16 protein-coding genes and 1 pseudogene are annotated in these 17,458 nt (G+C 51.5%); 9 read left to right on the top strand and 8 right to left on the bottom strand.

Annotated features, from left to right (window positions below; all coding sequences use genetic code 11):
• Positions 1-31: 31 nt before the first annotated feature.
• The 5 genes and pseudogenes from MIH19_RS21875 to MIH19_RS21855 all read left to right on the top strand — a co-directional run bounded on the left by MIH19_RS21875 (position 32) and on the right by MIH19_RS21855 (position 5,317).
• Positions 32-709 (top strand): DUF2848 domain-containing protein, encoded by a 678-nt coding sequence (locus MIH19_RS21875; RefSeq protein ID WP_249006862.1) that lies wholly within the window; start codon positions 32-34, stop codon positions 707-709.
• On the top strand, positions 706-2,073 hold the full coding sequence (locus MIH19_RS21870; RefSeq protein WP_249006861.1) for an amidase: 1,368 nt from the start codon (positions 706-708) through the stop codon (positions 2,071-2,073). The genes MIH19_RS21875 and MIH19_RS21870 overlap by 4 nt, the downstream gene beginning before the upstream one ends.
• Positions 2,073-2,558: a hypothetical protein gene (locus tag MIH19_RS21865; RefSeq protein WP_249006860.1), complete on the top strand. Its 486-nt coding sequence runs from the start codon at positions 2,073-2,075 to the stop codon at positions 2,556-2,558. Before MIH19_RS21870 ends, MIH19_RS21865 begins: the two co-directional genes overlap by 1 nt.
• Positions 2,559-2,784: 226 nt before the next feature.
• A pseudogene (locus tag MIH19_RS21860) lies at positions 2,785-2,969 on the top strand (IS66 family transposase); the annotation flags it as partial.
• A 461-nt stretch (positions 2,970-3,430) separates the two neighbouring features.
• A complete protein-coding gene (locus MIH19_RS21855; protein WP_249006859.1) occupies positions 3,431-5,317 on the top strand; it encodes a methyl-accepting chemotaxis protein in 1,887 nt (628 codons plus the stop codon).
• 38 nt (positions 5,318-5,355) lie between these two features.
• Here the strand turns inward: MIH19_RS21855 and MIH19_RS21850 are convergent, their stop codons facing one another.
• From MIH19_RS21850 to MIH19_RS21815, 8 genes are all read right to left on the bottom strand, one after another.
• On the bottom strand, positions 5,356-5,706 hold the full coding sequence (locus MIH19_RS21850) for a RidA family protein (protein WP_249006858.1): 351 nt from the start codon (positions 5,704-5,706) through the stop codon (positions 5,356-5,358).
• Positions 5,707-5,922: 216 nt separating this feature from the next.
• On the bottom strand, positions 5,923-7,491 hold the full coding sequence (locus MIH19_RS21845) for a hypothetical protein (protein ID WP_249006857.1): 1,569 nt from the start codon (positions 7,489-7,491) through the stop codon (positions 5,923-5,925).
• Positions 7,492-7,601: 110 nt separating this feature from the next.
• Positions 7,602-9,014 (bottom strand): FAD-dependent oxidoreductase, encoded by a 1,413-nt coding sequence (locus MIH19_RS21840; protein WP_249006856.1) that lies wholly within the window; start codon positions 9,012-9,014, stop codon positions 7,602-7,604.
• Between the two features lie 3 nt (positions 9,015-9,017).
• Positions 9,018-9,950, bottom strand: a complete 933-nt coding sequence (locus MIH19_RS21835; protein ID WP_249006855.1) for a polysaccharide deacetylase family protein — start codon at positions 9,948-9,950, stop codon at positions 9,018-9,020.
• Entirely contained in the window at positions 9,947-10,891 is a 945-nt protein-coding gene (locus MIH19_RS21830) for a polysaccharide deacetylase family protein (protein ID WP_249006854.1), read from the bottom strand. The genes MIH19_RS21835 and MIH19_RS21830 overlap by 4 nt, the downstream gene beginning before the upstream one ends.
• Positions 10,892-10,965: 74 nt before the next feature.
• Positions 10,966-11,643 carry an isochorismatase family protein gene (locus MIH19_RS21825; protein ID WP_249006853.1) on the bottom strand — a complete coding sequence of 226 codons (678 nt, stop codon included), beginning with the start codon at positions 11,641-11,643 and terminating at the stop codon, positions 10,966-10,968.
• Positions 11,644-11,681: 38 nt separating this feature from the next.
• Positions 11,682-12,578, bottom strand: coding sequence for an oxaloacetate decarboxylase (locus MIH19_RS21820; protein ID WP_249006852.1), 897 nt, complete (start codon positions 12,576-12,578; stop codon positions 11,682-11,684).
• An 89-nt stretch (positions 12,579-12,667) separates the two neighbouring features.
• The gene (locus tag MIH19_RS21815) at positions 12,668-13,225 is read right to left on the bottom strand and encodes a tautomerase family protein (protein WP_249006851.1); all 558 of its coding nucleotides are present in this window, start codon (positions 13,223-13,225) and stop codon (positions 12,668-12,670) included.
• A 135-nt stretch (positions 13,226-13,360) separates the two neighbouring features.
• Here MIH19_RS21815 and MIH19_RS21810 point away from each other — a divergent pair, with 135 nt between their 5' ends.
• The 4 genes from MIH19_RS21810 (at position 13,361) to dctP (ending at position 17,421) form a co-directional block, all read left to right on the top strand.
• Positions 13,361-14,152 (top strand): GntR family transcriptional regulator, encoded by a 792-nt coding sequence (locus MIH19_RS21810; protein ID WP_249006850.1) that lies wholly within the window; start codon positions 13,361-13,363, stop codon positions 14,150-14,152.
• 184 nt (positions 14,153-14,336) lie between these two features.
• The gene (leuC, locus tag MIH19_RS21805) at positions 14,337-15,734 is read left to right on the top strand and encodes a 3-isopropylmalate dehydratase large subunit (RefSeq protein ID WP_249006849.1); all 1,398 of its coding nucleotides are present in this window, start codon (positions 14,337-14,339) and stop codon (positions 15,732-15,734) included.
• 6 nt (positions 15,735-15,740) lie between these two features.
• Complete coding sequence (leuD, locus tag MIH19_RS21800) at positions 15,741-16,349, top strand: 3-isopropylmalate dehydratase small subunit (RefSeq protein ID WP_249006848.1); 609 nt, start codon at positions 15,741-15,743, stop codon at positions 16,347-16,349.
• A 58-nt stretch (positions 16,350-16,407) separates the two neighbouring features.
• Complete coding sequence (gene dctP, locus MIH19_RS21795) at positions 16,408-17,421, top strand: TRAP transporter substrate-binding protein DctP (RefSeq protein WP_249006847.1); 1,014 nt, start codon at positions 16,408-16,410, stop codon at positions 17,419-17,421.
• The last annotated feature ends 37 nt before the right edge of the window (positions 17,422-17,458 follow it).

Genomic DNA, 17,458 nt, shown 5'->3' with positions numbered 1-17,458 from the left:
CATTCATGAACAGCAACAACAGGATTATTTCATGACAACCTTTTATTTAGCGGATACTAACGACGCCCTCGAAATTGATGTCCAGGAGCTCATTATTGCTGGATGGGCAGGGCGTGAGCAGGCTGGAATCGATGAACACATTGAAGAGCTCAAAGTGATTGGCGTTACGCCGCCTTCAAGCACACCTTTGTTCTACCGCGTGTCGGCGGATCAACTGACAACTGCTGAAACGGTGCAGGTGCTGGGCGGTGAATCCAGCGGTGAAGTGGAAGTTGTTCTGATTGGCACCGAACAGGGCACGTTTGTAGGCATTGGTTCCGATCACACCGATCGGGAAGCCGAGGCCTGGTCCGTGGCGCATTCCAAGCAAGTGTGTGCCAAGCCTGTGAGCCAGCAGGTGTGGACGCTGGAAAGTGTTATCGACCACTGGGATGAGCTGAAAATATCCTCGTACGCTACGTTTGACGGTAAAGAGGTGCTCTACCAGACTGGTGGTGTAACGGGGCTTTTACACCCAAAGGATTTGTTGCAACGATTTGGCCTGAATGAAACGAAGCTCGCGCCTGGTCAGGCCATGCTGTGTGGCACTCTGCCGGTGATCGGTGGTGTACGCCCCTCCGAAGCTTTCCGCATGGTTCTTGAGGACCCGGTAACGAGCCGGAAAATCGAGCACTTTTATCACATAAAGACATTATCGGTGGTGAAATGAATCAGCAGTCTGGTTTGGCTCCTGTAGATCTGTCAGAAGCGACATTATCGTCGCTACTTGACGGGATGCATCAGAACAAATGGCATGCAAGCCAGTTGCTCGAAGCCTGTCTGGACAACATTGACCAGCATGATGACCCCGCCAATCTGGTCTATACGGCCCGCTTTGACCGAACGGCAAAAGCCGAAGCGGCAGCCATCGACGCACTCCAGAAGGGCAAGGTTCCTCTGGGTGAACTCGCCGGGCTGCCGATAGCGCTCAAGGTTCTGTTTGATGTGGCTGATGAAGTCACTCACTCGGGGTCCAAGTGGTGGAATCAGCCGGCACAGAGCGATGCGCTGATTGTTTCCCGCCTGCGCCGGGCTGGTGCAGTTATTACCGGCCACACCAACATGACGGAGTTCGCCTACTCAGGGCTCGGGCTCAATCCCCACTATGGTTCGCCGGCAAACCCGCTGGCACCGGGGCGGATATCCGGTGGATCATCATCCGGAGCGGCTGCAGCGGTGGCCCACGGTATGGCTGTGGCAGCTATTGGTAGCGACACCGGTGGATCAGTGCGAATTCCGGCGGCTTTTTGTGGCCTGGTTGGGTTTAAGCCTTCCCAGCAAAGAATCCCTCGTGAAGGTTCATTTCCACTCTCCGACAGCCTGGACAGCATTGGCCCGATTGCCCGCAGCGTTGAGTGTTGCGCGCGTATTGATGCGGTTCTTGCTGGTCAGCGTTGGCAAGCGGGCGCGCCTGTGGACTTACGTGGTCGTCGCTTTGTCGTACCGACCAATTACATGCTGGATGATGTGTCTCCGGCGATTTCTGAAGCCTTTTCTCGCAGCCTTCAGCGGTTGCGCGACTGCGGTGCTTATATTGTAGAAGCGCCAGCCCCCGTGTTGGACGCGCTGCCCGAACTGCTCGAAGGCGGCGGCTTTACCGCAGCGGAAAGTTACCATATTCATCGCGACTGGTTGCAGCAGCATGGCGATGAATATGACCCCCGTGTACGCACACGTATTGAAAGGGGGGCGGGCATCAGTGCCGCAGATTATCTAGAGCTGTTGCATCGTCGCGCTGTGCGCAAAAAGCAGGCCGATGAATGGTTGGCTTCCTACGACGGACTACTTGCGCCCACGGTTGCTATTGAGCCGCCGCTACTGAGCGAACTCGAAACTGACGAAGATTATGCACACCTGAACCTGCTGATTCTGCGCAACCCAACGGTGGCTAATCTGCTGGACCTGTGCGCCATCACGCTACCTAACCATCGCTCCGGTGATTTGCCAAGTGGTCTGATGCTGGTTGGTCGTAATGGCACTGATAGTGCATTACTGGGAACGGCGCAAGCGATGGAAAAGGCACTGAAATACTAATGCTTGGGGTCATTGTGATAAAACTGATTGCCACCGCATCGGTGGTGATCGGGGTCTCTCTGGCCGTAAATAAGCTGGGGCCAAGACTGGGTGGAATCATTGCAGGAACGCCAATCATATTAGGCCCCGGTTACTTTTTCATGCTGCAGGAGCGCTCGGTTGAGTTTATCCAGTCGGCGGCGTTATCGACGCTGCACGCGCTTGTAGCGACATTGTTTTTCAGCATCTGTTTTGTCATGACGGCGGGCCGCCTCAGTGCGTTGGTTAGTCTTGGCCTGGCAACCGTCACCATCGCCCAAAAGGGCATGCTGAGCCTCGTGGCGTTCACTGTTGTGCTTGCTATGACGGCGGGTAAACTGCCACCCATGATGACCTTTACAGCCTCTTTGATCGCTTCGCTGGTTGTCAGCGCCGCCCTGTTTCTCGTCAGTCAGCGGCAGTATCGACGAGCCCTTGTGCCCAAGGTAACAACGGAAACCTGTTAAAGCCGGATACGTAACAGGCGGTCTACGGTTCCCTGAATAAAAATCGTGAGTTGAAGACCATTCCTGCACCTGCTGGCTTACCATGTTGCCTGTGAGCGTTCATTCCAAGACGTCCTGCCATCCCGATGAGGCAGTCCTTGGTTGATAAGCAGCGTGACAGCGGTTTATCAGTCATGCAATTTTGCAAGCAGGAGGACATCGGCTATGCCAGTTTCAACTGTACGACCTGAATCCGTGCACCTACCTGGTGGACGTGCTGCAAAGCATCAGCCAACACCCGGCCAGCCAGGTGGCTGACTTACCGCCAAAGCTCTGGAAATTGCGGTTCGCGGACAAGTCGCTGAGATCCCTGGTGGATCCGCGCCATCCCGACAGACAAGCCAGCCGGAGTCTGTAAGCCATGAGCATTGAAGACATGACGATCGACCAGTTGCTGGAAATGAACAGGGTCATCTGCCGGCGAATCAATCAACTGCAAGATCAGGTAAACATGTAGGCGCTGAGTCAATTGCGAGTGGGGTCGAAGGTTGGGATCGTTACCAACGATCAACCGTAATCAGGCCTCATACTTTTAGTGGCAGGCGTACGCCCGCTGCAACTGAGGCAAGATATCAACTTGTCTCTTAAGTTGTGACCAAATTCAGTTTACCACTACAGGGTGACACCAATCGTTCGAGTACTTCAAGGCTTGAACAAAAAAGCTCCCTGCAATCCTTCATGGATCAGGGGGCTTTTTTGTTGCTATGGCTCGTCTTTAATCAGTCGAAGAATTTACTCAAGACTTCGCAATGCCAGCCGATAGTAAACTCTACGTACTTATTTTTATACGTACCTATTTTTAAAAGCCGCCTCCAAAAAGACGAGGACATACTGTGCAACTAACTTTCGGGCAAAAGCTCTTGGTCACCTTTGGCATACTATTGGTGCTTGTTATGGGCGCTATTACGATGGTTGGCGACATGCGGCTGAAGAGCACAACAAGTACCTACATCGACGCACTGATTGCGGACGCAGTGGTGCAGAACACGTCCAGTATCGCTGAGTGGCTTAATACTCGGTTAGTGATGATTGAGGCGGCGGCCGAAAGCCTTGGAAACGCACCGAGTGATGAGCAGAGGCGTAACATTTTACAAACTGTTTCGACCGCTGGTGGTTTCTTCAATGTGTATATCGGTAATAAAGAGGGTCGCATGCTGATGGAGTCAACGGCTGCGCAAGCAACACTCCCGGCTGGCTTCGATCCCCGCGGTCGCCCTTGGTACAAAAAAGGCATGGCGGAAGGTAAGGCTTCGTTTACCGAGCCATATCGCGACGCGACGAGCACCGAAACCATCATTACCGCTTTGGCTCCTGTTAGCGGTGGAAGTAACGGTGGTGTGGCAGGCGCAGATATAAGCTTGAGTGCTATCAGTAAAATGCTTGAAACCATAACGCTGGCAAAGACTGGCTATGCGGGCCTGGTTAACGCGTCAGGTGTTGTTCTGTTCCATCCCGACAGTCAGTTGATTGGGCAAAATATCAAAAGCCTGATTGGGGTGTCCCCCAAGTTTGATGGGCATCGTCAATTCTATGAATCAGGCGATGTGGCGTGGCGCGTCGCTTTTCACCCGATTAAAGAAGCGCGGGGCGTTGACTGGTATTTGGGCACTTTTGTGAACGTCGACAAAATCAACGCTCCCATGCTAAGTGCCCGTATGACCGGGATAATCCTCGCGCTCGTCGGCCTACTGGTATCGCTGTTCATTTTACACGTGTGTATCAAAATACTGATGGCCCCAGTGCGGCGTTTGAACTCTGCAATGGCAGACATCAGTTCTGGTGAGGCCGATTTAACCCAGCGCCTGGATGCCAGTGCCAAGGATGAATTCGGAGAACTCGCGGGCAGCTTCAATAGCTTTATCGAAAATATTCAAGTGGTAGTGCACGATGTTCTAAGTGGTAGTGATGACCTCGCAACGAATGTGGTCGCATTGAAAAAGACCGCCAGCGCAAGCCGGTTGAGCGTTGAAGGCCAGCAAGCCGAAGTGGATATGGTGGCAGCTGCCATCAACGAAATGTCTGCAGCCGCGGGTGAAATCGCCCAGAATGCTCAGCAAACAGCCGATGCGGCCAATACGGCTGATAAGGAAAGCCGGGCTTCATTGGAAACCGTCGGCCAATCCAGGGATGCGGTGCGAAAACTGGCGCAAGAAGTGAATGCTGCAGCCGAAGTCATCAACAATTTGGGCAAAGATGTAACCTCGATTACCTCGGTGCTTGAAGTCATTCAGGGAATTGCAGAACAAACCAATTTGCTGGCACTGAACGCCGCAATAGAGGCGGCTCGTGCGGGCGACGCCGGCCGCGGATTTGCCGTGGTAGCGGACGAGGTGCGAAACCTGGCTCAAAGAACCCAGACTAGCACCAAAGAGATAAACAGCATGATTGAGCGCCTGCAAAAGGGGGCTAATGATGCCGTCGCTGGGATGAACGCGTCCAAGGCTGTATCCAATGTCAGCATGGAGAAAGCTCAGGACGCTATGGACGCTTTGAACCGGGTGGCTGATGCAATAACGTCCATTAGCCAGATGACAATGCAAATTGCGACGGCTTCTGAAGAGCAAACCTCAGTGACCGAAGAGCTCAACGCATCCATCACGCGCATCGCAGACCAAGGCCAAGAGGCTTCCGCTGCCGCAAGTGAGAACGATGTTTACAGTGGTCATATCGAAACCATTGGCCAAACCCTAAGCAAGAACGTTTCCCGCTTCAGGGTTTGAGATTTAAGCCGCAGCATCATGCTGCGGCTTAAATCAAATTAGCTTTTTGCTGCAGCCGTAACGATCAATTCAACCTTTAATTCAGGCCTTGCCAGGCGTGCCTCACCACAAGCCCGGGCAGGGGCGTGGCCAGCCGGTACCCACGCGTCCCACACCGAATTCATAGCCTCGAAGTCGGCCATATCAGACAGCCAGATGACCACCTGCAATAAATCTTCACGGCTGGAACCAACGCTCTTTAATAATGCATCAACTCGGGCAAGTGCTTCACGAGTTTGATCAGCGACGTCATCAGTGGCGTTGCCGACCTGGCCAGCCAAATACACAGTCTGATTGTGAACAACAACGCGACTCATTCGATTGCCTGTTTCAAATCGTTGAATTTCCATAAATCCCTCTTAGTAAGATCTTTGAATTAAGAAAAGAACTGAAGCACCTCGGCCCAATCAGGTGGCGAAAAGAGGGCCTGTGCCTGCAATCTCATTCGTTTTACCGGTCCAGGCGTTGGACGGGTGGATATCGACAACGAACGATAACAGAATATGCACCCAGCTTCGCTTTGGTCGGAAGAGCGATAGAGTTTACTGACTACCGGCATATTCGGCTCAGGAGTCGGGGAAGAGAGTCCAGCCATCCAGCCAACTGGTTGCAGAGACCGGGTTTAGAGCGCCAACGAAATTAGCGGATTCATCGAAAAATTCGCTTTGAGGCGGACGTGTTGCGTTCATTTGTTTTAACGGTACACGAGGCATAAAATTCGGGTTTTTCAGGTCGTTGGCTGTTGGGAATAGTGCCGTTGCTACACGGAAGGTGTTGTTATGCGATGGCTGATCCATCCAGCTTTGTTCGTCGAAACCAAAGTCATCGTCACCCTTCCCGGTTTCCGGGCTTACTTTGCCCAAGTTCGCAAGCAGGTTATTGCCAAAGCTGAGAAGCCCCTGATCTGTCAACGACAGCACTTCATCTCTGACATCTATGGCTTCAATAGCGTAACTATCAATCAGCATATTATGAAAGTGTCCGCCGGACCCTTCTCGCAGAACAAGACCGCGGTGTTTTTTCGGGCCGTTACCGCCACCCACGAGGGTCACATTGTAAAAGCTGGGTTCTGATCGTGGCAGTGCTTCGTGATCGTTCCCGTTATTGTCGCCTTCAAAGGCGCTGTCTCCAGCATCCGGATGCTGCTGAATGACTGCGAACTGAACGTTTCCTGTCCAGCCCCAGTCCCAGTCAATACTGTCATCTCCCGCTCCTGAAACGACGATGTTTTTTAGGTCGACGTTGCCGCCGAACATCTCAATCCCATCATCGAGAGAACGGTGCACCTGAACATTTCTGATGATGGTGTTTCTGCCACAGCCGCCCAGAGTGAGCCCGTTTAGCTCATTGTCTCTGTATACCTCGAAACCGGCGAATTCGATGCGAGCATACTCAACAACGCCGCAGGAATCGTTAGCGTCGGTTCCACCAAAGAGTCCCCGGTTTTCTGCTTCTGCCAAGCCCTCAATAGACGCATTGGGCTCGTTAACGGGAGCGTTGCCGAGTAGAACGATGCCACCCCAGTCGCCACGAGATCGACTTCCTTCTTTCTGGGCGCTGGTAAAGACAACAGGGCTGTCTGCTTTGCCCCGCGCAAACAGTTTTGCACTGGTGGTTACAATAAGTGCAGACCCGTTCTCTCCCTCCACAATAACCCCGGGCTCGATCGTCAGGTTCGAGCGCTCAACATAGATCGTTTTCTCCAGAATGTAGCTCTTTCCCGTTTCCCAGGTTGTATCAACGACGATATCTGAATTGATACGCACGGCACGATTCTCGAATGCAGTGAACCCTACAGCGACTGAGCTTATTGCTACCACTGGAATAAAAATTGAAGCGTTCCGTTTGAACCAGCTTGCGGTCTCTTGTTCCACAGGCTGAGACGATTCGGAACGAGCGCTGCCTTCCTTCACCATTAACGGTTGGCCGTCATCGCCGAGTTGGATTTCTTTGGCCAATGCCTTTAGCTCGGCGGTTCCTGACAATTCCACGCGTCTCAGGACGTCTGCCCGATAATCTGGCTCACGAAGCAGCATATTCAGATGAACGAACTCGACGCCAGGGCACTGCCCCTTGCCAATGCGCCGTTTTAGTCGCCAGAGCTTTTCAACGAGAAGGGAAGAATCACCAGACATGGATTGCTGCTCTTTTTTGGAATGAGGAGCCGAGTCTAAATGATTCCTGTGACCGTCTAATGAAACCCATAGCCAAAGCGGAGTGCGCTTTAATAACGCTAAACCACCGGCTAAAAACTGCCTTCGGAGATCAGCTTTGCCGCATCTCTGCCTGCCAAAACGCCCATTACAACGGCACTGAGCAGACCGTTACCCGATAGGTAACCGCTGTCGCCGGCGCCTGAAACGCCCCGCGCAGCGCCACCAGCGGCGAACAGGTTAGGCAGTGGTTGTCCGTGCTTATCAATAACCTTTCCAGTGGTTGAAATCTCCAGCCCGCCCTGGGTGTGAAACAGAGCGCCTGTTACTCGAATCACGTAATAAGGGGCCACCAGTGTCTGTTCTGGGGGGAACTTTCGGCCTAACGAATCTGCCTCGCCATTTTCTTGAAGTTTCTTCATATCTCTGAAAGTATCTAGCACGGCTTTGTTCGGTAAACCTAGCCCATCGGCAAGCGCTTCAGCAGATTCGAATATTTTAATCGCACCAGCGGCGTGAGCATTCCGGTAGTCTTCAAATTGCTGGCACTGTTCATGAATGCGGGCGTCGTATACGTTAAATGCAATCTGGTCTGGCTGAGCCAGCACCTTGGCAGCCTGCTCCGAGTATCCGTTATGTTCGTTAGAGAAGCGCACACCACGTTGGTTAAGCTGTATTCCACCTTGCATCATTACGGCCCAGGAAATCAGAGTTTGATGCGGCCAGGCAAGTGATCCGTGTCCTTGATAAGCGCCCAAGTCTTTAAGACTTGCACCCAACGCTTCGCCCCAAATGACCGCTTCGCCCTGGTTGCCTGGGTGCCCGTAATACAGGCCGCTTGCCATTTGTGGAATGTGGCTAGCCATCAATTCAGGGTTACCACCGTAGCCATTACAGGCTAACAGCAGTGCATCGCAGCCAACCTGTTCAATAGAGCCGTCTCTGCGTTGGAACGACACACCACGCACCCGACTGTCATCATCGATGTGTAAGGTTGTCACGTGAGCTTCGGTAAGAATTGGAAGCTCGGCTTGCTCTGCGGCATTTAACAGACAGGACATCAGCTCTTCACCCGTTCGGCGAGGCGTGCAGTGCATACGCATACAGCTGTGGCCCGGATAAAGAAAACCGTCGACGATTTCAAACGGGATATGGTGCTTGTCAGCAAGCCACTCAATGACTTCGCCCGAGGCTTCGGCCAGGGCCGTAACAATGGCGGGATCCGCTTCGTTGTAGTTTTTACGAAGAATATCTTCAGCCATTTGGCTGGAGCTATCCTCTACCCCGGCGGTTTTCTGAAAACGTGTGCCAGCGGCGGGGATGAAACCAGAGGACATGAATGTGCTTCCTCTGGGAGTGCCGTCCCTTTCAAGGATGACGGCGTCAATCCCCTTTGACAGGGCGGCTAAACCAGCTACTAACCCACACGCGCCTCCACCGATAATGACCAAGGGAATGCTGAAATCAAAGTTGATAGTCGCACCATCGTTTCTGACGTCCGCCATGAATCAATCCTTTTTTTGTGTTTGCGCGTTAAATGCCTGAAGGATCTCTCCGGCTGTTGCCTGCCACACCTCTGCGTGTCCCATAATGTATTCTAAAACGGCTTCGAGACTGCTAATGCGGTGGGGCTGGCCCATCATCCAGGGGTGTATGTTAAGTGCCAGCATCCGACCGCCTTGAGTAGCAGATTCTTTCAGCAGGAAATCGAAAGCATCTTTTATCTGCTCAACCCACGAATCTTCTGAGTGAAAGTTCTGACCAATAATAAATTGATCCTCCAGTTCAGTAGATAAGGGCATCATCGTCAGCGGCCCATTCTCGGTATCGAAGCGGTAAGGCATGTCGTCGTTGACCCAGTCGCAACAATATTCGATGCCGTTTGCGGCGAGCAGGTCTGGCGTTTTCCAACTTTGATTCTTAGCAGGGCTTAGCCATCCGCGTACCGGCTTTCCTATCAGTGCGTTGAGCGTATCAACAGAGCGTTTGACCAGTTCAGATTCTTCTTGTTCATCTTGCCCGCCATAATGCAGATGATCCATATTCCAGCCGTGGCAAATGAACTCCGCATCAAACTGTTTCAATTGCTCAAGCAGATAAGGTGTGTCTTGAGCTAATTGACTGTTAATGGCAAAAGTAGGGCGTACACCGTAGCGCTCAAAGGCTTTCAAGCATCGATAAATACCCACGCGATTGCCGTAATCACGAAGGGAGAAGTGGCGCAGATCAGGGTAGGGCATGGCCATCCCATTCGGTACTTTGAACGGTTTTCCACGCTGATTGAGCGGATAGAACTGCAAAGACGTGTTAATCCACACCGCCACCCGTTTTTCGTCAGGCCATTTTATCGGCGCGCGGTCAGCCAGCATCGACCAACTGAAGCGGTCGTGATCCGGGCCGTAGGAGCGTTGAGGGTACTCCAAATAGTTGTCGAGACTCATCTTATGCTCCCCTTTTTGGTTTCAATATCCACCAGGGCCGCATCGTAATAATGCTTGAGGTAGTAGTCGGCAATTTCCCGACCAGTGGCAACCCATACATCGCTGTGACCGGTGATGTATTCCAGAGCTTCCTCGAACGCTTTGAGGCGGTGAGGACAGCTCACCTGATAATTATGCGTGGGAATGCACATAACCGTGCCTGATTCTTTACCCTCTTCGTATAAGCGGTCGAAGTGGCGTTTTAGCATTGTGCCGTAATGGCGAGGCTCTACCTTATTCACTGCATAAACAATGGTGTCGTTCATTTCCAGCGAGTAGGGCATGGAAATAAAGCGCTTTTTATTGCGAACCATAATTGGGGTAGGTTGATCGTCATGGAAGAGATCGCAGGTATAGATGCCGGCCTCATCGCCGAACAACTCTGAACCCACTTCAGAAAACAGATCCAGGGTGCGCTCGGAGTGTGACAACGCCGGTGCCAGGTAACCTGCACATTTTTGTCCACTATGGCGATAAATAGTCTCGATAGAATCGCGAATCATGTCGCGTTCCTGCTCTTCGCTCAAACCATAGGTATAGCGTGTGTTGTAAATTCCGTGGCTGAATAGCTCCCAGTCACGCTCACAACACATGTCGATGATTTCCGGATGGTGCTCGCAAAGCGCGACGGATAAAGACACGGAACCACGAATACCATACTTGTCGAGTAAATCCATCTGACGACGGTGGCCAACTCGGTTCCCGTAATCACGGATGGAATAACCCGGCACAGCAGGGCTGGGTTGCGGCCAGGCTTTGCGATGAGGGTTATCGGGCGGGTCCAGTTCGTAGAATTCAATATTGGGTGCAACCCATAAGGCTACTTTGGCCCCGTTGGGCCACTGAATTTTTGGACGATCTTTATACGGCCAATAGTCGTAAACGCCGAGACTCTCTTTCATAAGGCTCCGCCTCTTTTCTTTCGCGGGGTGCATGCGGTGAGGCATTGGAAGCCACACCGCGTCGAGAAGGCTTTTTAATCCTTATTGGAAATTTGCTCGTCGAGCCAGCCCAGTACGCTTTGAACGCCCATCACGTCGGCGTACTTCAGGTGCAGATCGGTCAGGTTGGCGAAGTGATAGCTCTCATGTTTATCAGACACGCATTCCTCAGGAACGATAGTTCTGTAACCACGAGAGAGGCTTTCAACGGCGGTGGCCCTAATGCAACCACTGGTGGAACCACCGGTGATAATTACGGTATCCACCTGGTGCCAAACCATCAGCGACTGCAGCGGCGTTTCAAAAAATGCCGACGGCATACGCTTGCTGTAGATCACATCGCGGGAGGCGTCTATTTCTAACCGCTCATCAAAAGCGGCACGGTCAGAACCGTATTTGATATTCTGAAGGGAGTCAGGGGTGTCTGTTCGAGTGCCCCAAATGCCAGCATCTTCCGCCGAATCCAAAAATGCAACATGGGTCCATACCACCGGCCAGTTCAGGTCGCGGAATCGCTTGGACAATTTGTTTACATATTCCAGCTGGCGCGGGTCGGTCTCATAGGCTGTCTTGTAAAGATCTGTGCGTGTATAGGCTTTTTGTGGGTCGACGTTGATCAAAATCGCTTTTTTGCCGAAACCAAACGGCACGCGCTGCGGATTTTGCATGACTTCGTAGAAAATCTCTTTTGCGGTTTTATCACTGCTAATCATATTGCTCTTCCTGACATAAAATTGGGTGTGGGCTTGGCTCAGCGGGTACCGTCTTCGTATTGCTGACCGAGCTCTAGCATGCTTTGGGTGCCCAGATAATCATTAAGTTGTTTGAAATCCAGCATTCGATCGCGGAAATTATTGGTGGTACCGTCGGCTTTCAGCATGGTAAAAAACTGAGACGCCATATAAGTGAATGCGCGAACCAGCGCACCGGGGAAGATCACCATTGAAAAGCCCATAGCTTCCAGCGTGGTCGCGTCTTGAAGCGGAGTGTCGCCGCCTTCAACCATGTTTGCCATCACCGGGATCTTACCCTTGAACTGGCTCATAACCTGATCGATTTGCTCAGACGAACGAATGCCTTCCACAAACACCATATCTGCGCCCGCCTCGTAGTAGGCTTGAGCTCGATCCAACGCCCTACCGATACCTTCGCTGGCAATAGCATCCGTGCGACCGATAATCAGGGTTTGATCGCTATGCCTTGCGTCTAGAGCCGCTTTGATTTTACCTACCATCTCGCCGGTACGGACCAGTGTCTTACCCTGAAGGTGACCACAGCGCTTAGGGTACGTTTGATCTTCTAGTTGAATGGCGTTCGCGCCAGATCGCTCTAGTATACGAACACTGCGCATCACGTTGAGCGCATTACCAAAACCCGTATCACAATCCACCACGACTGATATCTCGCTGCGCTCGCGAACGTGGGCCAGAGTGTCATTGATTTCGGTCAGGCTCATCAGGCCTATATCTGGGCGACCAAGCTTGGTGTAAGCCAAGCTGGCACCTGAAAGATACACGGTGTCGAAGCCTGCCTGCTCTGCTAATGAAGCGCTAAGAGCATCGTATACACCAGGGGCAACAATAATGTTTGGGCTTTGCAGCCGATCTTTCAGTGTCATCGCAATAGTGAGGCCGTTTTTGTGGGGCATAAGTAAGTGCTCAGTCTGAGTTTCGTGGGTCAGCAGCTGCGAATTTAGCGCCCTGCTAGGGATTAATTGATTTCACCGGTGTTTGGTGGTCATCTTTGTGCCGTTGCTAGGTCATTCCAGACGTCTTGTCGTACCAGTCGGTCATTGAAAATCTCAAACCGGTCTATAAAACGTATGCCCTCAAAGGGCGTACCGTCTGGCCATTCGCCGTATAATGTGCCGTTGACAAACACCACAATCTTATCCATCTCGTAGGCAACGTTTGTCGATTCCAGAGTTTTTTTAACAAACTGATACCGGCCTTTTGACCACTCGACAACCTGGTTGAGTGATGTCAGCTCGCCACTGCCGGGAAATGCCATCACAAAGTTCTCATCCAGAAAACGTTGAGCTTTTTCCAGCTCGCGCTGCTCCATAGCCATTAAATAGTCGTGAACCAGAGAAGTAGGATCAGCGGCTCCGATACCGGGTTGGCGCGCCACGCCTCCTCGGCTGTAGTTGCTTGAGTCGACCTCGTTAATCCAAATGGAAATGGCTTCGGGCTTGGCACGCGTAATGCCCGCTATGGCGGCGGTAAGGGCTTGTGTCATGCGTTCCTTCAGCGCATTGCTGTAGCCCGAGAGCAGACTGACCTGTAACATCGGCATATTAATTCCCCTTTTCGCTGCGAGTGCTTTTTGCGGTTTCGTTCAGTTTTTCATTGTTCTATAAATAATACATTTATATGTGCCATTCTATGAGCTGTCAAGTCTAGACGGCCGAGTAACTGAGAGATAAGCAACATGGTTACATCCACGCAAGCCAACGGGCCTGGCGGAATCAAGTCCCATCAGTTGTTTTTGTTATTGAAGGACGCCATTGTCAGCGGGCTCGCGGTGCCCGGTAGTAAGATTCCGGGAGAGCTGAAGTTAGCCCAGGAGCACCAAGTATCACGGGTGACGGTGCGCCGTGCACTGGAAGCGCTTGCCAAGGAAGGAATGATCATCCGCAAGCCTGGCGTAGGCACGTTGGTATGTGAGCGGCCATTAGGTGCAACGGTCATGACAGCCAGCGTTTCTAATCTTCTTCCTAATATGGTGAAACTTGGTGAGAGTTCTCGCGTTCGATTGCTGGAATTCAACTATGGCCAACCGTCGAATGACGTTCGGGAACGTTTGCGGCTAGGACCTAGCGACCGCGTACAAAGATCCATTCGAGTTCGTCTTGCTGAAGACAAACCCTTCTCATATCTCACGACATACGTCCCGGAGCGCATAGCTCTGAGTTACAACGAAAATGAACTGACAACAACGCCTTTGTTTGCGCTGCTTGAGCGAAGTGGTGTGCACCTAGATCACGCTACACAAACTATCTCCGCAACCTTGGCGACAAAGAATGTAGCTGATGCGCTGGACGTCGCGGTAGGTTCCGCTCTGATCTCTCTTACACGTGTGGTGTACGACAAAGACGGCAAGGGAGTTGAACATTTGCATGCCCTTTATCGCCCAGACCGTTACCGCATTGAGATTGACCTGTGTCGCACTGGCAGTGAAGACGGGCGCTATTGGCAGCCACTTGCACCCGGTCAGGGTTAATAACAAGCCAATTCAAACAAGGTGATCTGGTTGCTATCAGTGGTTGACATCATCTAAACGAGTGGTATACCTTTATCTGTATAGTAAATAATACATTTAGTGACTATAATAAGCGACAGCTAGCCGGATTTTTTTGCTTGAAGGCGCCGGGCGGCGATCCACGGATCACAAAGAGAGTAGGGCAATGGCAGGTAAAACACTGTTTGATAAAATTTGGCAGGCCCACGAAATTTGCCAAAATGAAGAAGGCCAAAGCCTGCTCTGGGTTGACCTGCATCTAGCTCATGAAGGCTCTTTTCACGCCTTCAACAAGTTAGCCGAACGCGAGCAATTGGTACGGCATCCTGAATACACGATTTGTGTGGCAGACCATTACGTCCCCACCACTAGCCGCAGCTTGATTGCGATACAGCCTAAAGTTCGCAACGTTATTCAACAGTTGGTGGACAACTCCCGCCGCCATGGCCTAACGCTGATTGGTTTAGATGACCCGCGTCAGGGCATCGTTCATGTGGTCGGCCCAGAGCAGGGGATTACTCAGCCAGGTTTGTTGATGGTGTGTGGTGATAGCCACACCTCAACCCACGGGGCACTTGGTGCTTTTGCGTTCGGTATTGGCGCGTCTGAAGTTGCTCATGTATTAGCAACGCAGACATTGTGGCAAGACAAACCTAAACGGATGCGGATAACCATCAATGGCCAGCTTGCACCGGGCGTAACTGCCAAAGATATTGCCTTGGCCTGGATTTCGCGCCTGGGAGCGGATGGCGCACGAGGCTACGCCATTGAGTACGCTGGCTGCGTTGTTCGTAATCTAAGTGTAGAAGCGCGCTTAACCCTATGTAACTTGTCTATAGAGGGTGGTGGTCGGTGCGGCATGATAGCGCCAGACCAAAAGACAATCGAATACGTTAAAGGCCGCCCATACTCACCGAAAGGTGAAGCGTTAGAGCAAGCTGTTGCGTACTGGCAAACCCTTTACAGTGATGATGATGCGAAATTCGATTGCGAGGTTGTTCTCAGAGGTGAAGACATAGAGCCCACAGTCACATGGGGTGTGTCGCCCGAAGATGCTTTGCCGATTGGGGCTTTTGTGCCAGATCCAGCGAAAGCAGGTTCCCCAAGCAAGGCGCATCAAATTCAGGATAGCCTCGACTATATGGGGTTGTTACCTGGTCAAAAGTTAACTGAAATCTCTATTGATCGAGTTTTTATTGGGTCTTGCACCAATGCCCGTATTGAAGATCTCAGAGCAGCGGCGGCGATTTTGCGAGGCAAGGTCTGCAAGGTGCCTGGAATCGTTTCTCCCGGGTCAACATTGGTAAAAGCTCAAGCGGAAGCTGAGGGCCTAGACAAGGCGTTCATCGATGCAGGTCTGGAATGGCGAGAATCTGGCTGTTCGATGTGTGTAGGAATGAACGGCGACCTTATTGCCAGCGGAGAGCGCTGCGCGTCCACAACGAACCGCAATTTCAAGGGGCGTCAGGGGCCCGGTGCTCGAACACATTTGATGTCCCCCGCCATGGTTGCGGCAGCGGCGCTCACTGGGCACCTTACCGACATTCGCGACATTTTAGGGTAATCGGACATGAAATCATTCATTAAGTTGTCTTCGCTGGTTTGCCCGTTACCACTTGAAAATGTCGATACCGATCAGCTAATTCCAGCACGATTTATGAAAGAGTCTCGAGCGCATGGTTACGCCAACTTTTTGTTGCATGACATGCGGTTTGATGCCGGCGGAGAGCCACAAGATTCTATTCTGAATACTATTAATACTGGCAATGCCGGCTCGTCAGAAGTTCTGGTTGCTTTACGCAATTTTGGCGGTGGTTCATCCCGCGAAGCTGCGGTGTACGCATTGGTAGACTTTGGTTTCCGCTGCGTAATCGCTCCCAGTTTTGGTGACATCTTTGCATCTAATGCAGTGAACAATGGCCTGCTTCCGGCATTGGTATCTGAGCAGGACTGTGAACAGTTGCTGGCAGCGTTGGCTGGGAAGCTCAACCAGATCGATATTGATTTGGCAGCGCAAATTATCACATGTGAGGAATTAACGATCCCGTTCGATATCAATGCAACCTGGAAGTTAAAACTGCTCAACGGATGGGACGATATTGACCTAACACTGGCGGAAGCGCCAAAAATCGCAACTTTCAGGGAGAAGTACCGGAAGTCCTATCCCTGGTTGGGATAATTTAAATGCTGAAAAACCAATAGCCATTAACCTAAATAAAAAAATATAAGAGATCGCCATGAAAAAATTTAACCTTGCTATTACTGCTGGTATTTCAATGCTTTTTACAATGGGCGCTATGGCCAATGAACAGGAGCTAAAAGCAGTCCATGCCTTCCCTACTTCTTTGATCTACACCCAAAGCTTTTTAGAGTTTGTAGATGAGGTTAACGAACAAGGTGAAGGGGTAATTCGTATACGAGTTCTTGGTGGACCTGAAGTTATCGGGTTATCTCAGCAGCCTGATGCCGCTCGTAACGGTGTGGTTGATATGGCCTACACTGCAGCAAGTTTTTATGCGGGTCGTATTCCTGAGCGAGACGCTCTGATTTCCTCTAATACCAATGCCATCTATGCCCGTGAATCTGGTGGTATCGATCTTTTGAATGAAATTCACCAGAAAAAAATGGGCGTCTACTATTTAGGTTGGTTCGATAGCGGTGTGAAGTACAATCTTTATACGATTAACGAACCAAAGCTGGATGCCGACGACGGGCTGGACATGTCGGGCATGCGTTTGCGCAGTAACCCAGTATACGATGCCTTCTTTACAGATTATCTTGACGTTCAGCCTATCAGCTTACCGACTACCGAGGTTTATTCGGCTCTGGAGCGAAGCGTGGTTGACGCAACGGGTTGGACTCAAATTGGCATGAAGGATCTCAACTGGGATAAGTTTCTGAATTACCGGGTTGATCCGGCCTTTTACTCCACTGATATGGGTGTAATCGTAAATCAGAAGAGTTGGAATGGGCTGAGTGACGAAGCAAAAAATATCTTGCAGAAAGTGGCTATCGAGCACGAGCGCAAGAGTGCTGAGGCATTTTCTGACCTCTCCAATGAGCAGCAAGTGATCTTGGAAGATAACGGAATGAAACCGTTTGTCTTAAGTGACAAAGTAGCTGGCCAATATCTAAAAGCTGCTCAAGATGCTTCTTTGGCCCGGATGCGCGCTCGTATGGAGCAGCACCCTGACGGTTTGACTCATTACAAAGACCTCGTCGAGAAATTCAATAAGCCTGCTTCCGAATAGTAAACAGGAGCCCGGCTTTGGCCGGGCTTTACTCCCA

The sequence above is a fragment of the Marinobacter sp. M1C genome, from assembly GCF_023314135.1.
GTDB lineage: Bacteria > Pseudomonadota > Gammaproteobacteria > Pseudomonadales > Oleiphilaceae > Marinobacter.
Note: the sequence above shows the minus strand (reverse complement) of the source record. Positions and strands in the feature narration are given on the sequence as shown.

Excerpts from the sequence above, each read along its gene's own strand:
- MIH19_RS21875 (WP_249006862.1), top strand. The coding sequence starts at position 32 with ATGACAACCTTTTATTTAGCGGATACTAACGACGCCCTCGAAATTGAT.
- MIH19_RS21870 (WP_249006861.1), top strand. The coding sequence starts at position 706 with ATGAATCAGCAGTCTGGTTTGGCTCCTGTAGATCTGTCAGAAGCGACA.
- MIH19_RS21865 (WP_249006860.1), top strand. The coding sequence starts at position 2,073 with ATGCTTGGGGTCATTGTGATAAAACTGATTGCCACCGCATCGGTGGTG.
- MIH19_RS21850 (WP_249006858.1), bottom strand. The coding sequence starts at position 5,706 with ATGGAAATTCAACGATTTGAAACAGGCAATCGAATGAGTCGCGTTGTT.
- MIH19_RS21845 (WP_249006857.1), bottom strand. The coding sequence starts at position 7,491 with ATGTCTGGTGATTCTTCCCTTCTCGTTGAAAAGCTCTGGCGACTAAAA.
- MIH19_RS21840 (WP_249006856.1), bottom strand. The coding sequence starts at position 9,014 with ATGGCGGACGTCAGAAACGATGGTGCGACTATCAACTTTGATTTCAGC.
- MIH19_RS21835 (WP_249006855.1), bottom strand. The coding sequence starts at position 9,950 with ATGAGTCTCGACAACTATTTGGAGTACCCTCAACGCTCCTACGGCCCG.
- MIH19_RS21830 (WP_249006854.1), bottom strand. The coding sequence starts at position 10,891 with ATGAAAGAGAGTCTCGGCGTTTACGACTATTGGCCGTATAAAGATCGT.
- MIH19_RS21825 (WP_249006853.1), bottom strand. The coding sequence starts at position 11,643 with ATGATTAGCAGTGATAAAACCGCAAAAGAGATTTTCTACGAAGTCATG.
- MIH19_RS21820 (WP_249006852.1), bottom strand. The coding sequence starts at position 12,578 with ATGCCCCACAAAAACGGCCTCACTATTGCGATGACACTGAAAGATCGG.
- MIH19_RS21815 (WP_249006851.1), bottom strand. The coding sequence starts at position 13,225 with ATGCCGATGTTACAGGTCAGTCTGCTCTCGGGCTACAGCAATGCGCTG.
- MIH19_RS21810 (WP_249006850.1), top strand. The coding sequence starts at position 13,361 with ATGGTTACATCCACGCAAGCCAACGGGCCTGGCGGAATCAAGTCCCAT.
- leuC (WP_249006849.1), top strand. The coding sequence starts at position 14,337 with ATGGCAGGTAAAACACTGTTTGATAAAATTTGGCAGGCCCACGAAATT.
- leuD (WP_249006848.1), top strand. The coding sequence starts at position 15,741 with ATGAAATCATTCATTAAGTTGTCTTCGCTGGTTTGCCCGTTACCACTT.
- dctP (WP_249006847.1), top strand. The coding sequence starts at position 16,408 with ATGAAAAAATTTAACCTTGCTATTACTGCTGGTATTTCAATGCTTTTT.